The 13,278-nt window shown below is 65.5% G+C and carries 12 protein-coding genes (1 of these 12 running past the window's edge); 6 read left to right on the top strand and 6 right to left on the bottom strand.

The window, feature by feature from the left end:
* The 4 genes from ACVWW6_RS14500 to ACVWW6_RS14515 form a co-directional block, all read left to right on the top strand.
* Positions 1-193, top strand: the 3' end of a protein-coding gene (locus ACVWW6_RS14500) for a hypothetical protein (protein WP_011084225.1). Its footprint begins 398 nt before the window's first position; the window shows 193 of its 591 coding nt (coding positions 399-591); its start codon lies beyond the left edge, outside the window; the stop codon is at positions 191-193.
* 136 nt (positions 194-329) lie between these two features.
* Positions 330-1,103 carry an SDR family NAD(P)-dependent oxidoreductase gene (locus tag ACVWW6_RS14505; protein ID WP_456680921.1) on the top strand — a complete coding sequence of 258 codons (774 nt, stop codon included), beginning with the start codon at positions 330-332 and terminating at the stop codon, positions 1,101-1,103.
* Positions 1,104-1,354: 251 nt separating this feature from the next.
* Positions 1,355-2,857 carry a glycerol kinase GlpK gene (gene glpK, locus ACVWW6_RS14510; protein ID WP_271552244.1) on the top strand — a complete coding sequence of 501 codons (1,503 nt, stop codon included), beginning with the start codon at positions 1,355-1,357 and terminating at the stop codon, positions 2,855-2,857.
* A gap of 242 nt (positions 2,858-3,099) precedes the next feature.
* Complete coding sequence (locus ACVWW6_RS14515; RefSeq protein ID WP_456680922.1) at positions 3,100-3,693, top strand: GNAT family N-acetyltransferase; 594 nt, start codon at positions 3,100-3,102, stop codon at positions 3,691-3,693.
* 436 nt (positions 3,694-4,129) lie between these two features.
* On the opposite strand, the gene ACVWW6_RS14520 is transcribed toward ACVWW6_RS14515, so the two are convergent.
* Positions 4,130-4,555, bottom strand: a complete 426-nt coding sequence (locus tag ACVWW6_RS14520; protein WP_011084229.1) for a DUF6636 domain-containing protein — start codon at positions 4,553-4,555, stop codon at positions 4,130-4,132.
* A gap of 16 nt (positions 4,556-4,571) precedes the next feature.
* A complete protein-coding gene (locus ACVWW6_RS14525) occupies positions 4,572-5,555 on the bottom strand; it encodes a threonine/serine dehydratase (protein ID WP_304550828.1) in 984 nt (327 codons plus the stop codon).
* 27 nt (positions 5,556-5,582) lie between these two features.
* On the opposite strand from ACVWW6_RS14525, the gene ACVWW6_RS14530 reads away from it, so the two are divergent.
* Positions 5,583-5,885, top strand: coding sequence for an ArsR/SmtB family transcription factor (locus tag ACVWW6_RS14530; RefSeq protein WP_011084231.1), 303 nt, complete (start codon positions 5,583-5,585; stop codon positions 5,883-5,885).
* 131 nt (positions 5,886-6,016) lie between these two features.
* Positions 6,017-6,646, top strand: coding sequence for a glutathione S-transferase family protein (locus ACVWW6_RS14535; RefSeq protein ID WP_456680923.1), 630 nt, complete (start codon positions 6,017-6,019; stop codon positions 6,644-6,646).
* Between the two features lie 16 nt (positions 6,647-6,662).
* Here ACVWW6_RS14535 and ACVWW6_RS14540 read toward each other — a convergent pair whose 3' ends face one another.
* The 4 genes from ACVWW6_RS14540 to metH all read right to left on the bottom strand — a co-directional run bounded on the left by ACVWW6_RS14540 (position 6,663) and on the right by metH (position 13,272).
* The gene (locus ACVWW6_RS14540; RefSeq protein ID WP_456680924.1) at positions 6,663-7,670 is read right to left on the bottom strand and encodes a DUF3592 domain-containing protein; all 1,008 of its coding nucleotides are present in this window, start codon (positions 7,668-7,670) and stop codon (positions 6,663-6,665) included.
* A 359-nt stretch (positions 7,671-8,029) separates the two neighbouring features.
* Positions 8,030-8,722 (bottom strand): hypothetical protein, encoded by a 693-nt coding sequence (locus tag ACVWW6_RS14545; RefSeq protein WP_244423869.1) that lies wholly within the window; start codon positions 8,720-8,722, stop codon positions 8,030-8,032.
* A gap of 56 nt (positions 8,723-8,778) precedes the next feature.
* A complete protein-coding gene (locus ACVWW6_RS14550; RefSeq protein WP_271552250.1) occupies positions 8,779-8,910 on the bottom strand; it encodes a hypothetical protein in 132 nt (43 codons plus the stop codon).
* Between the two features lie 504 nt (positions 8,911-9,414).
* Positions 9,415-13,272 carry a methionine synthase gene (metH, locus tag ACVWW6_RS14555; protein ID WP_456680925.1) on the bottom strand — a complete coding sequence of 1,286 codons (3,858 nt, stop codon included), beginning with the start codon at positions 13,270-13,272 and terminating at the stop codon, positions 9,415-9,417.
* Positions 13,273-13,278 lie beyond the last annotated feature (6 nt).

Below are 13,278 nucleotides of genomic sequence, written 5' to 3' on the forward strand. Positions count from 1 at the left end.
CGTGATCAAGGCGCAGATCGCGCAGATCCAGGCCGACAAGAAGATGCCGGCCAAGGACAAGAAGGAAGCCCTCGACGAGCTCAACGAGGCGCTGAAGACTCCGGCGCCGGCGATCGAGAACAAGGGCAACATCGACCTGGTCGGCAAGTACTACGACAAGCTGGTCGCAGCGCTCGGCGACGACCAGAACTGAGCCGTCAGGCGAAGCCTCCGTCAGCGCTACATCTGCCCCTCGACGGATTGCGCGAGGCCGGCCACACTCACCGCCGTCACGTCGCCCGGCCCCGGCCGGGCGATGTCGAATGAACAGGCGGAGGCTGGGAGGCACAATGAAAAACACCCCGTTCGATCTCACCGGAAAGGTCGCAATCGTCACCGGCTCGAGCCGCGGCATCGGCCGTTCCTCGGCAGAGCTGCTGGCCAGGTTAGGGGCCAAGGTCGTGGTCTCCTCGCGCAAGGCTGACGCCTGCAAGGAGGTCGCCGACGGCATCAACGCGGCCGGCGGCGATGCCATCGTCGTCCCCTGCAACATCGCGCGCAAGGCCGAGGTCGAGGCGCTGATCGCGGGCGCAAGCACGCATTACGGCAAGATCGACATTCTCGTCTGCAACGCCGCGGTGAACCCGTATTACGGCCCGCTGCTCGACATCACCGACGAGGCCTTCGACAAGATCATGGGCTCGAACGTGAAGAGCAACATCTGGCTCTCCGCGCTTGCGATCCCGCAGATGGCCGAGCGGGGCAACGGCTCGGTGATCATCATCTCCTCGATCGGCGGCCTGCGCGGCTCCACCGTGATCGGTGCCTACGGCATCTCGAAAGCCGCCGACTTTGCGCTGTGCCGCTCGCTCGCCGGCGAATGGGGCCCGAAAGGCGTCCGCGTCAACTGCATCGCGCCCGGCCTCGTCAAGACCGACTTCGCCCGCGCGCTGTGGGAAGACGAAGCCATGCTGAAGCGCCGCACCGCCACCACGCCGCTGCGCCGCATCGGCGAGCCCGACGAGATCGCTGGTGCCGTGGCCTACCTCGCCTCCGACGCGTCGAGCTTCATGACCGGCCAGACCATCGTCATCGACGGCGGCGTCACCACCGCGGCGGTGTAGGAATTTTCGCGACGTATCTCCCCGAGTCGTCCCGGCGCAGGCCGGGTCCCATAACCACGGGGAGGCGCTTGGCGAAGACTCGTGGTTACCGGCTAGCTCCGCAACTTCTCCCTGGGGGTATGGGTCCCGGCCTGCGCCGGGACGACGAAGGAGTTTGTCGGCGCGCTCATCCAATCTTGACCTTCCGCCTCCAATCCGCTCCCTTTGGCGCGACACAACGACCCCTCAGGGAAAACGCCAAGGTAGCTACCATGTCTTTCGTCCTCGCCATCGACCAGGGCACCACCTCCTCGCGCGCGATCGTGTTCCGCAGCGACATCTCGATTGCTGCGCGTGCGCAAGCCGAGTTTCCGCAGCATTTTCCGGCCTCGGGCTGGGTCGAGCACGAGCCGGAGGACATCTGGACCTCGACCGTGATGGTCTGCCGCGATGCGATCGCGCAGGCCGGCATCAGCGCGAAGGATATCGCCGCGATCGGCATCACCAACCAGCGCGAGACCACCGTGGTGTGGGACCGCGCCACCGGGCAGGCCGTGCACCGCGCCATCGTCTGGCAGGACCGCCGCACCGCCGACATCTGCGCGAAACTCAAGGCCGACGGCCGCGAGCCTGTGATCTCCGATAAGACCGGCCTGATCATCGATCCCTATTTCTCCGGCACAAAGGTCGCCTGGATCCTCGACCACGTCCCCGGCGCGCGTGCCCGCGCCGCGCGCGGCGAGCTGATGTTCGGCACCGTCGACTGCTACCTGCTCTGGCGCCTCACCGGCGGCAAGGTCCACGCCACCGACGCCACCAACGCCTCGCGCACGCTGCTGTTCAACATCCACACCGGCCAGTGGGACGACGAGCTCCTGGAGATCATCGGCGTGCCGCGTTCGATGCTCCCCGAGGTGAAGGATTCGTCCGCCCGCTTCGGCGAGAGCGTGCCCGACCTGTTCGGCGGCGCGATCGCGATCTCCGGCATCGCCGGCGACCAGCAGGCCGCGACCATCGGCCAGGCTTGCTTCCGCCCGGGCATGATGAAGTCCACCTACGGCACCGGCTGCTTCGCGCTGCTCAACACCGGCACCACGCCGGTGGTGTCGAAGAACAAGCTGCTCACCACGGTCGCCTATCAGCTCGATGGCAAGCGCACCTACGCGCTCGAAGGCTCGATCTTCGTCGCCGGCAGCGCGGTGCAGTGGCTGCGCGACGGCCTCGGCATCATCAAGCACGCCGCCGAGACCGGACCTCTTGCTGATCAGTCCGACTCCATGCAGAGCGTCTATCTGGTCCCCGCCTTCGTCGGCATGGGCGCGCCCTACTGGAATCCGCGCGTGCGCGGCGCGCTGTTCGGCCTCACCCGCAACACGGGACCTGCCGAGCTCGCGCATGCCGCGCTGGAAAGCGTCTGCTACCAGACCTTCGACCTCTGGGCCGCGATGCGCGCCGACTGGCCGAGCTCGGAAACCGCCAGCGTCGTGCTGCGCGTTGACGGCGGCATGACCGCGTCGGACTGGACCATGCAGCGCCTCGCCGATCTCCTCGACGCGCCGGTCGATCGCCCCGTGATTCAGGAAACGACTGCGCTCGGCGCCGCCTATCTCGCCGGCCTCAATGCGGGCGTCTATCCCGAGCCGACCAAATTCGCCGACAACTGGCGCCTCGAGCACCGCTTCAAGCCGAACATGAGCGAGGCAACGCGCGAGCGGAAGCTCGCGGGCTGGGCGCGAGCGGTGAAGGGCGTGCTGGCGAGCGACGAGGGGGCGTGAGCGCGCCTAAAGCCGCGATGAAAGTGCGGAGAAGGAACGCGGCCCCAACACTATGGTCGTCCCGGCGAAGGCCGGGACCCATACCCGCAGAGAGAAGGTTTGCGAAAGCTCGGAGTGGGCGTCTTCGCGCCACGAACAGTCGTGGTTATGGGTCCGGGATCTGCGCTTACGCTTGTCCGGGACGACAATGGAGTGTGTAGCGCCGCTCTGGAGCCTCTCGCGATGAACCGGAACAAGCACGAATGATCCTCCCCGACGGCTATTCCGACATCCCCGCCGGCAAGATCGCCGCCGTCGTCACGCATCTGGAGATGACCGCGCCTCCCGGGCGCCGTGACGATCCGCCCGGCGCCTGGACCCTGCGCAAGGCCGACGCGCCCGCGCTTCATTGGTATCGCGACCTCTTCCGCCGCGTCGGTGAGGATTGGCTGTGGTTCTCGCGGCCGCGCATGAACGATGCCGAGCTCGCCGCAATCATCCACGCGCCTGATGTCGAGGTCTACGCCCTGGTCGCGGACGGCCGCGACGAGGGCCTGCTGGAGCTGGATTTCCGCGAGGCCGGCCAGTGCGAGCTGGTCTATTTCGGCGTCACCGCCGGCCTGATCGGGACGGGCGCCGCCCGCTTCCTGATGAACCGCGCACTGGAGCTGGCCTGGTCGCGCGAGCTGCACCGCGTCTGGGTGCACACCTGCACCTTCGACCATCCCTCCGCCGTCGAATTCTATCAGCGCTCCGGCTTCCGCCCCTTCCGCCGCCAGATCGAGATCGCCGATGATCCACGTCTCGATGGCACGGCGCCGCGGATGGCGGCGAAGCACGTGCCGATTATCGAATAGTGCGCGGCTGCCGCCCCACCGTCATTGCGAGGAGCCCTTGCGACGAAGCAATCCAGGCTGTTTCCGCGGAAAGATCCTGGATTGCTTCGCTGCGCTCGCAATGACGGAGTGTGGGCGCCGCCCTCGCTCTTCGAATCGGCACATCAACGCGTGATGGCGCCGTAGCCCCGACGGAGCCAAGCGTAATCCCAGACGATGTCCCCGCATTCCGCTCCATGCGCGCTACGCCTCGCTCCTCGCCGTCATTCCGGGGCGCGCCACTTGGCGCGAGCCCGGAATCCATTTGTCCGCATGAGACGGTGCACGATGGATTCCGGGTTCGCGCTCCGCGCGCCCCGGAATGACGGCAAGCCGCGAATTCGTAGCCCGATGGAACGCAGCGAAATCCGGGGCGGTTTCCCCGCATTCCGCTCCGCTCCATGCGGGCTACGGCTCGTCAAAACAACTCCTGCTTCCCCCTTGCCAGCGAGAACCCGTGCTGCATGGCGTTGAAGCAGGTCAGCCCCGCCTGCTCCGAGCGGCACGTGAACCCCGCCCGCCGCCACACTTCGCCATAGGCGAGCACCGGCAGCGATGGGTCCATCACCGTGTCGCCAGCGCAGATGCGCTCCGCGTTGCCCTTCGCGCTCATCTCGAAGGCGTGGCCGTAATCGAGATCGCAGTCAGCGGGCCGGCGCGGGCGCGTCTCCATGTTCAGGATGTCGCAGCGGAGCACGCCTTGTCCGTTGTCGATGAAGAACTGGCAGACGATGTTTTTCGACGGCGCCAGAAAGCCGATCGGGCGGTCCTCGGCGCTTGCGGCGCCGGCTCCGATCAACAGAAGCAGGGTCGATGCCAGGACGACGGCGCGGAGCCCGATCATGCAATCCCGCTTGAGACTAGCCGTCGAACTTCACCGCCGTGGTGTTGGCGCCGCAGAGCAGCACTGCGACGCGTTCGCCGGGTGAGGGACGATAGCGGCCGGACAGTAGCGCGGCAAATGCGGCTGCGCCGCCGGGCTCGGCCACGAGACGCAGGCTCGACCACAGCGCTGCCTGCGCCTGCCGGATCGCCTCGTCGCTGACCAGAACGACCCGCTCGACATGGGCCTGCGCGATCGGGAACATCAATTCACCGACGCGCCGCGGCGCGAGGCTGTCGGCGGCGAGGCCGCCGGCCGGCGCATCGACCGGTGCTCCCGCCGCGATAGCGGCGTGCAGGGTCGGTGACTGCTCCGGCTCGATCGCAACAACACGCGTCCTGCCAGCGTACCACGCCGCGATGCCGCCGATCAGGCCGCCGCCGCCGACCGCCACCAGCAGCGTATCGATGCCGGGCGCGTCCTGCTCCAGCTCCAGGGCGACGCTGCCCTGGCCGAGCAGGGTTTCGGCCTGGTCGTAGGCGTGAACGGCCATCGCACCGGTCCGTGCGACATGCGCTTCGCTCGCGGCGAGCGCATCGGCGTAGCGGCTGCCCGCGATCACGAGTTTCGCACCATTCCCCTTGATCCGCTCGGCCTTGGCTGGCGAGGTGATGTCGGGCACGAAGATCGTGGCGGGGATGCCGAGCCGCTGCGCCGCGTAGGCGACCGCCGCCCCGTGATTGCCGCCGGATGCGGCGACCACGCCCGCCTCCGGCACCGGCCGCAGCAGCAGGTTGGCAAAAGCGCCCCGCGCCTTGAAGGATCCGGAATGCTGCAGCATCTCGAGCTTGAACGTGATGGGTGCCGCCGGCAGGCCGAAATCGGCAAGATCGGCCATAACGAGTGGCGTGCGCCTTATGTGCGGACGAATGACGGCCTCGGTCGCCGCAATCCGCTCCCGCGTGATGTCCATTGTCGCTGTCATGATGCCGTTCCTTATAGCGCATCGGAGAGTTGACATCAATTAGGTAATTAGCAAAATGACTAAATGAAAGTCACTGTCGCCCTGCGCGCGCTGGCCAACGAGCGCCGCCTGCAGATCCTGGACTGGTTGCGGGATCCGCGGAAGCATTTTCGCGAGCAGGCCGATGGCGATCTGGTCGATGACGGCGTCTGCGGATTGCTGATCGCAGAGAAGCTCGGTGTCAGCGCGCCGACCCTGAGCGAGCACATGCGGGTCCTGACCGCCGCAAAGCTGGTGCGCGCCAAGCGGATCAAGCAGTGGACGATGTACAGGCGCAACGAAACCGCGATCGCCGCCATCAAGCGCTCGATCCAGGACGGCCTTTGATCGCGCAGATGTTGCTGCAGGCGACGTTGCACCCGACGCAATGCTCCATTTCCATCTTCTTTCTTGCGCCGCGCCGATCTTGTCGTGGAAACTGACCGGCCCTGCCGTGTTCCAACGAGTGAGCGCGAACCATGTTCCTGATCGGCCAATACGACTCCCCCTTCGTCCGCCGCGTCGCGATTGCGCTGCGGCTTTACGGGCTCGCCTTCGTGCACAGGCCGTGGTCCACCTTCGGCGATGCCGACAAGATCGCGCCCTATAATCCGCTGCGCCGCGTCCCGACGCTGGTGCTTGACGACGGCGAGGCGCTGATCGAGAGCGCGATCATCCTCGAATATCTCGATGAGTTGGTCGGCGAGGGCAAGGCGATGCTGCCGCGCAGCGGCGCCGAGCGACGACAGCACCTGCGCATCTGCGCGCTCGCTTCCGGTCTCGGCGACAAGGCGGTGAGCCTGCTCTATGAGCGCGTGCTGCGGAAGGAGCAGCTTGCGCTGTGGGTCGAGCGCTGCCAGGCGCAGATCGGCGACGTGCTCGGCGTGCTGGACGCCGAGCGCGCCAAGGTGACGACGCCATACTGGCTGGGCGACCGCATTGGCCACGCCGATATCGCGGTGGCCTGCGTCGTGCGCTTTACCCGCGAGGCGCATCCGCAATTGTTCGACGCGGCGCGCTATCCGGCGCTCGCGGCGCATGCCGAGCGCTGCGAGGCGCTGACACCATTCCAGGAGATCGTGCAGCCGTTGGCACCGCCGAAGGGGTGAGCCGCATCAAGCGCCTTTATGCGAACCCGACCTTGATCAGGATTGTCAGGAAAAGACCTCCGACGACCGCGCAGACCGCGGCACCGATCAGCGGCCCCAGCGCGCCCTCCCGGCTCGCAGGCTCCAGCACCGCATGTCCCGGTCGTTCCGGATCGTAATAAACTTTGACGTTCTGCCCGGGACGATATTTCGCTGCGGCCTTTTCGGCGACCTCGCGCAGCCCGGAGATCATGGTGCCGCCCCAATCGACCTCGGTGCCGATGAAGTCGCGCTTGTCGACCCTGTAGGCGTAGCGCAGGTCGACCTGATAGCGGTGCTGGAGCTTGCTGGACCGGGACTTGTCGTCGTCGTCGCTCTTCTCCTCGATGATTTCCTCGATCACGTCGCAACGGGTGACCCTGCCAGCCGCGGTCGGCCAGCGCAGGCTGGCGCTCGCCAGCCGGCGCGTCCGGACATACTCTGCGACGCAGAACACGCCGCCTACGAGCACGATGATCGGCAACGCGAACGCGAACAGCGGAACGCCGTTGTTTGTGTAGAGCACGTGACCCGCGAGCGAATGCGCGGTGAGGGTGGTGGCAATGAAGCCGAACACGATTGTGAACGTCACCAGCGCCGCAACGTTCTGCGCGGCAGCAGGTTCGAGCAACGCCTCGGTCGGTTGCTTCGGATCGACATGGACGTCGACATGCGCGCCGACCGGATATCGTCCGATCAGTTTTGCGGCCAGTACCCTCGTCGTGATGGCGGGGCTGCCGACAAAGACCTTGTCGCTTTCCAGCTCCTGGCCGCCGGCCTGATAGCGATAGCGGATGACAGGCTTGGCGTCGTTCCGATCGTCCGAGGCGTGCGTCGCCGGCTGATCGACCCTTGAGACCGTGATGATGCCCTCCACCTTGTCCCAGCTCCGCGCGGCCTGCATCCGGCCCCGCATGCGGACCAGATTGAACAGCATCAATCCAAACAGCAGCACCGAGATGCCGGCCGCAATCTGCGTCCACATCAATTGTTGGGCGTCCAGCATCCGATTCCCTGCTCTGCGGCGGCGATCGCCATTGGTCGCGGCGAGCGCGCGTCGCGTTCACAGCGCTGCCGCCTTTTCGGGAGATCGTGCAATCGCTGCTGCCGCCGAAGGCAGGACTATCGCATGTGACTTCCTGGCGGGGGCCTGAGCGCACGCCTCGTCCTTCGAGACGACCGCTTCCAGCGGTCTCCTCAGGATGAGGCTGAGCGGCATCTTTGCCGGTCGAAATTGCTGCCGCGCACTCCGTCCTCATCCTGAGGGCCCGCCAAAGGCGGGCGTCTCGAAGGATGGGCCGCAGCGCAACGGCCTTAAAATGCGATTGCCCTGCCGCCGAGGGGATGAAGCGCGGAACGCAGGCCTTATTTCCGCGAACAGGGCTTGATCTCGCCAGCCGCGGTGTTCAGGACGATCGGATTGGGCGACAGTCTTATGCCGAAGAACAATTGAGAGCCGGACACCTTGTCGTCCGCGCCCTGATGGACGTCCAGGTCGAGTTTCGCTGCGATCTCGGATGTCAGCTTGGCCTTCTCCTCCATCGAGATCTTGTTGTGATATTTGATCTCGTAGACGACATCGGCCTCCAGAACGGACCGCGTCTGGCACACGACGCCGCCACTCGACACGTTCTGGGCCACCGCGTCCTCGCATTCCGCCTTCAGCAATGCGTTCCGGGCCGAGATCAGCGACTCGTCGGAAATCAGCAGGATGTTGGCGTTCTCGAGCTTGAGGTTGACCGCTTCGACCTGCTGCATCCCGGCGACAGCCGACAGCTTCTCCCTCACCTCGGCCGAGACGTCGAGTTTCTTCTCGAGCGTTTGCTTCAAGTCCCGGTCGACGGTCCGTGATTTCTGGATCTTGCTGGCCAGGAGCGCAGGGTCGACATCGCAGGTCGGATGCAGTTCCAGCCGGCCGTTGCTCAGATACTCGATCGTGTTGATCGTGCCGGGACCGCCGAACGTGCTCGGCGGCACCACCTCGAAATATCCGGTCTCGGAGAGGATGGCCGTGATCGTCTGCTTCTTGCGCGGGATTCCGACGAAGACTGCGACCATCACCAGGCCGATCGCGACAAATACCCCGCTACCAAGCCAAAGCCATTTGCGGCTGGCTATTTTCCCGGGCAGCACAACTGACTTCGTTCGCCGCATGGCACGTAGCCTTTCGGACAGTCCGCCGCGGCAATCGTGGGCAGGACGACAAGGGCGATCGCGGCGACGAACAGTGCAATGAACTGGTTCATATGTTCGATCCCAAGCAAACCGTCGGTTTGAAGGTAGTAGGCCGATAGATTAACGAATCAAGGTTGAGCGGACAAGTGAACGAGTTCACACGCGGCGGGTTCCGTTGATGCGTGGGCCGTTGAGGCGGAGCGTTGCCAAGGGACACCGCGTCCAAGAATTCGTGCAGCGGTTGGCGCTACATGTAGGCTCCCCAATGTCGTCCTGGCGAAAGCCAGGACCCATTACCCCAGGGAGCAGGTTGGCGAAGATTCGTTGTTCGGTATTGCTAGCGATACCCACCGATGGATCACGCGGTATGGGTCCTGGCTTCCGCCAGGACGACACCGAAGGTGTGGTGCGCGCTTCCAACCGACGACGACAGGCACGGTTGACGATGATCGCATATTACTGGTGTTTTGCCCGACGTCGCAAGTCGTTTCGGCAAGACCGAAATTCCTCAGGTCTGTCAACCCCATCCCTACTGTGCATGGGGTTGTTTTCGCATTTTTTATTTAGAGGCGGGTCTATCCCGCCCCCGCGCGCTTCTTCTGCCAGACGAGGTGCACCGCGCAAGTGCAGCCCGGCGGATGCGAGGCGAGGTCCTTTGACGTCTCGTCGTTCGCCGGCGTCGCCGCGAAGGCCTTGTCGGTCCCCTCTCGCGCAGGGATGTAGTTCAGCACCGGCGCGAGCCAACGCTCGGCCTCCGTGACCGTCATGCCCTTGCGCGCGGCGTAGTCTTCGACCTGATCGCGCTCGATCTTGCCGACGCCGAAATAATAGCTCGCGGGGTTCGCGAAATAGAGCCCGGACACAGAGGAGCCCGGCCACATCGCAAAGCTCTCGGTCAGCTTCACGCCGGCCGTGGCCTCGGCATCGAGCAGCTCGAACAGCGTCGCCTTCTCGGTGTGATCGGGCTGCGCGGGATAGCCCGGCGCGGGACGGATGCCCTGGTATTTTTCCAGGATCAGATCGTCGCAGGAGAGCGCCTCGTCCGGCGCATAGGCCCAGAACTCGCGGCGCACGCGCGCGTGCATGCGTTCGGCAAAGGCCTCGGCGAGGCGATCGGCCAGCGCCTTGCACAGGATCGAGGAGTAGTCGTCGTTCGCCATCTTGAAGCGGTCGGCGACCGCGTCCTCGCCGATCCCGGCGGTGACGACGAAGCCGCCGACGTAGTCGGGCACGCCCGTGTCAACCGGCGCGATGAAGTCGGCGAGCGCCGCGTTGAAACGGCCCTCGCGCTTTTCGAGCTGCTGGCGCAGCGTGTGCAGCGTGGCGATCTGCTTGGTCCGGCTCTCGTCGGCGTACAGCGCGATGTCGTCGCCGACCGCGTTCGCCGGCCAGAAGCCGACGGTGGCGCGCGCCCGGAACCATTTCTCCTTGACGATCAGGTCGAGCATCTTGCGCGCGTCGTCATAGAGCGAGCGCGCGACCTCGCCGACCTTGGCGTCGTCGAGGATCGCGGGGAAGCGCCCGGCGAGCTCCCAGGTCTGGAAGAACGGGGTCCAGTCGATATAGGGCACGAGCTCGGCGAGATCGTATGCGTCAAAGCTCTTGGTGCCGAGGAAGGTCGGCTTCACCGGCTTGTTCGCGGCAAAATCGACCGGCACGCGGTTCTTGCGGGCGTCTGCCAGCTTCAGCCGCTTCTTGTCGGCCTGCGCGCGCAGATGCGCGTCGGAGATCTTGGCGTATTCGGCGCGGATCTCGGCGGCATAGGCCACGCGCTTCTCCGGCGAGAGCAGCGCGGAGGCGACGCCGACGGCGCGGCTGGCGTCGTTGACGTGCACGACGGGACCGGCGCGGTAGCTCGGGTCGATCTTGACCGCGGTATGCACGCGGCTCGTGGTGGCGCCGCCGATCAGCAACGGCAGCTTCAAGCCCTCACGCTGCAATTCGCCGGCGAAGAACGCCATCTCGTCGAGCGAGGGCGTGATCAGGCCGGACAGGCCGACGATGTCGGCCTTCTCCGCCTTCACGGTCTCGACGATCCTGGCGGCGGGCACCATCACGCCGAGGTCGATGACCTCGAAATTGTTGCACTGGAGCACGATGCCGACGATGTTCTTGCCGATGTCGTGGACGTCGCCCTTGACGGTTGCGAGCACGATCTTGCCGGCGGACGAGGAGCCTTCGGTGCCGATGCCGTTGGCGAGGTTGCGCGCCTTCTCTTCCTCCATGAACGGCATCAGCCAGGCGACCGCCTGCTTCATCACGCGCGCGGACTTCACCACCTGCGGCAAAAACATCTTGCCGTCGCCGAAGAGGTCGCCGACGACGTTCATGCCGGCCATCAGCGGCCCCTCGATCACGTCGAGCGGACGCGACGACGCCTTGCGGGCTTCCTCGGTATCCACTTCGATGAATTCGGTGATGCCGTGCACCAGTGAATGCGACAGCCGCTTCGCCACCGGCCATTCGCGCCAGGCGAGGTCGGCTTCCTTGGTTTGGGTCTTGTTGCCGCGGAATTTTTCCGCGAGCGCCAGCAGCCGCTCCGACGCGCCCGGGTCGCGGTTGAGGATGACGTCCTCGCACACCTGGCGCAGCTCGGGATCGATGTCGTCATAGACGATCATCTGCCCGGCATTGACGATGCCCATGTCCATGCCGGCTTTGATGGCGTGATACAGGAACACCGAGTGCATGGCCTCGCGCACCGGCTCGTTGCCGCGGAACGAGAACGAGAGGTTGGACACACCGCCAGAAATGTGCGCGTCGGGCAGGTTCTGCCGGATCCAGCGCGTCGCCTCGATGAAGTCGACGCCGTAATTGTTGTGCTCCTCGATGCCGGTCGCGATCGCGAAGATGTTGGGATCGAAGATGATGTCTTCCGGCGGGAAGCCGACGCGGTTCACCAGGATGTCGTAGGCGCGCTTGCAGATCTCGGTCTTGCGCGCGAACGTATCGGCCTGGCCGACCTCGTCGAAGGCCATGACCACGACAGCCGCGCCATGACGGCGGGCGATCTTGGCCTCGTGGATGAACTTCTCCTCGCCTTCCTTCATCGAGATCGAGTTGACGACCGGCTTGCCTTGCACGCATTTCAGGCCGGCCTCGATCACCGAGAATTTCGAGCTGTCGACCATCACGGGGACGCGGGCGATGTCGGGCTCGGCGGCGACGAGGTTGAGGAACGTCACCATCGCCGCTTCGGAGTCGAGCAGGCCCTCGTCCATGTTGACGTCGATGATCTGCGCGCCGTTCTCGACCTGGTCGCGTGCGACTTGCAGCGCGGCCGTGTAGTCGCCGGCGGTGATCAGTTTGCGAAAGCGTGCGGAGCCCGTGACGTTGGTGCGCTCGCCGACGTTCACGAAGGGAATGGCGTGGGTCAGAATGAAGGGCTCGAGGCCGGAGAGCCGCAAGCGAGGCTCGATCTCCGGCACGATGCGCGGCTTGTGCGGGGCAACGGCCGCGGCGATTGCGGCAATATGATCCGGCGTGGTGCCGCAGCAGCCGCCGACGATGTTGACGAGGCCATCACGCGCGAACTCGCCGACCAGGCGCGCCATGTATTCCGGCGTCTCGTCATACTGGCCGAATTCATTGGGCAGGCCGGCATTGGGGTAAGCGCAGACAAGCGTGTCGGCGACGCGCCCGATGTCGGCGATATGGGCGCGCAGATCTTCGGCACCGAGCGCGCAATTGAAGCCGATGGTCACAGGCTTTGCGTGCCGCACCGAATTCCAGAACGCTTCCGGCATCTGCCCGGAGAGCAAGCGGCCGGATTTGTCGGTGATGGTGCCCGACACCATCACGGGCACGTCGATGCCGCGTGCCTCCGTGATCTCGGCGATCGCATAGAGCGCCGCCTTGGCGTTCAGCGTGTCGAAGATGGTCTCGACCAGCAGCAGGTCGACGCCGCCGTCGAGCATGCCGCGGATCTGCTCGCCATAGGACTTGCGCAGATCGTCGAAGGTGACGGCGCGGTAGCCCGGATTGGACACGTCGGGCGAGATCGAGGCGGTGCGGTTGGTCGGACCGATCGCACCGGCGACGAAGCGCGGCTTGCCGTCCTCGGCTTCGACGCGCCGTGCCGCATTGCCGGCGAGGCGGGCGCCTTCGCGCGCCATCTCGTAGACGATGTCGGTGAGGTCGTAATCGGCCTGCGCGATCGACGTGGTGGAGAAGGTGTTGGTCGCGACGATGTCGGCGCCGGCGCGAAGGTACGCGGCGTGGATGTCCTCGATCGCCTGCGGCTGGGTCAGGATCAGCAAATCGTTGTTGCCGCGCAGGTCGCGGTGGAAGTTCTTGAAGCGCTCGCCGCGGAAGGCGGCCTCGTCGAGCTGGAGGTTCTGGATCATCGTGCCCATGGCGCCGTCGAGCACGAGAATACGCTCGTGCGCGGCGTTGAGCAGGGCAGTTCGCTTGGGAGAGGTGGGTACGGTCATGGTGTC

Source organism: Bradyrhizobium sp. USDA 3311 (genome assembly GCF_054062495.1).

Bases quoted from the DNA above. Each gene is read 5' to 3' on its own strand.
- ACVWW6_RS14505 (WP_456680921.1), top strand. From the start codon at position 330: ATGAAAAACACCCCGTTCGATCTCACCGGAAAGGTCGCAATCGTCACC.
- glpK (WP_271552244.1), top strand. From the start codon at position 1,355: ATGTCTTTCGTCCTCGCCATCGACCAGGGCACCACCTCCTCGCGCGCG.
- ACVWW6_RS14515 (WP_456680922.1), top strand. From the start codon at position 3,100: ATGATCCTCCCCGACGGCTATTCCGACATCCCCGCCGGCAAGATCGCC.
- ACVWW6_RS14520 (WP_011084229.1), bottom strand. From the start codon at position 4,555: ATGATCGGGCTCCGCGCCGTCGTCCTGGCATCGACCCTGCTTCTGTTG.
- ACVWW6_RS14525 (WP_304550828.1), bottom strand. From the start codon at position 5,555: ATGTCAACTCTCCGATGCGCTATAAGGAACGGCATCATGACAGCGACA.
- ACVWW6_RS14530 (WP_011084231.1), top strand. From the start codon at position 5,583: ATGAAAGTCACTGTCGCCCTGCGCGCGCTGGCCAACGAGCGCCGCCTG.
- ACVWW6_RS14535 (WP_456680923.1), top strand. From the start codon at position 6,017: ATGTTCCTGATCGGCCAATACGACTCCCCCTTCGTCCGCCGCGTCGCG.
- ACVWW6_RS14540 (WP_456680924.1), bottom strand. From the start codon at position 7,670: ATGCTGGACGCCCAACAATTGATGTGGACGCAGATTGCGGCCGGCATC.
- ACVWW6_RS14545 (WP_244423869.1), bottom strand. From the start codon at position 8,722: ATGGTCGCAGTCTTCGTCGGAATCCCGCGCAAGAAGCAGACGATCACG.
- ACVWW6_RS14550 (WP_271552250.1), bottom strand. From the start codon at position 8,910: ATGAACCAGTTCATTGCACTGTTCGTCGCCGCGATCGCCCTTGTCGTC.
- metH (WP_456680925.1), bottom strand. From the start codon at position 13,272: ATGACCGTACCCACCTCTCCCAAGCGAACTGCCCTGCTCAACGCCGCG.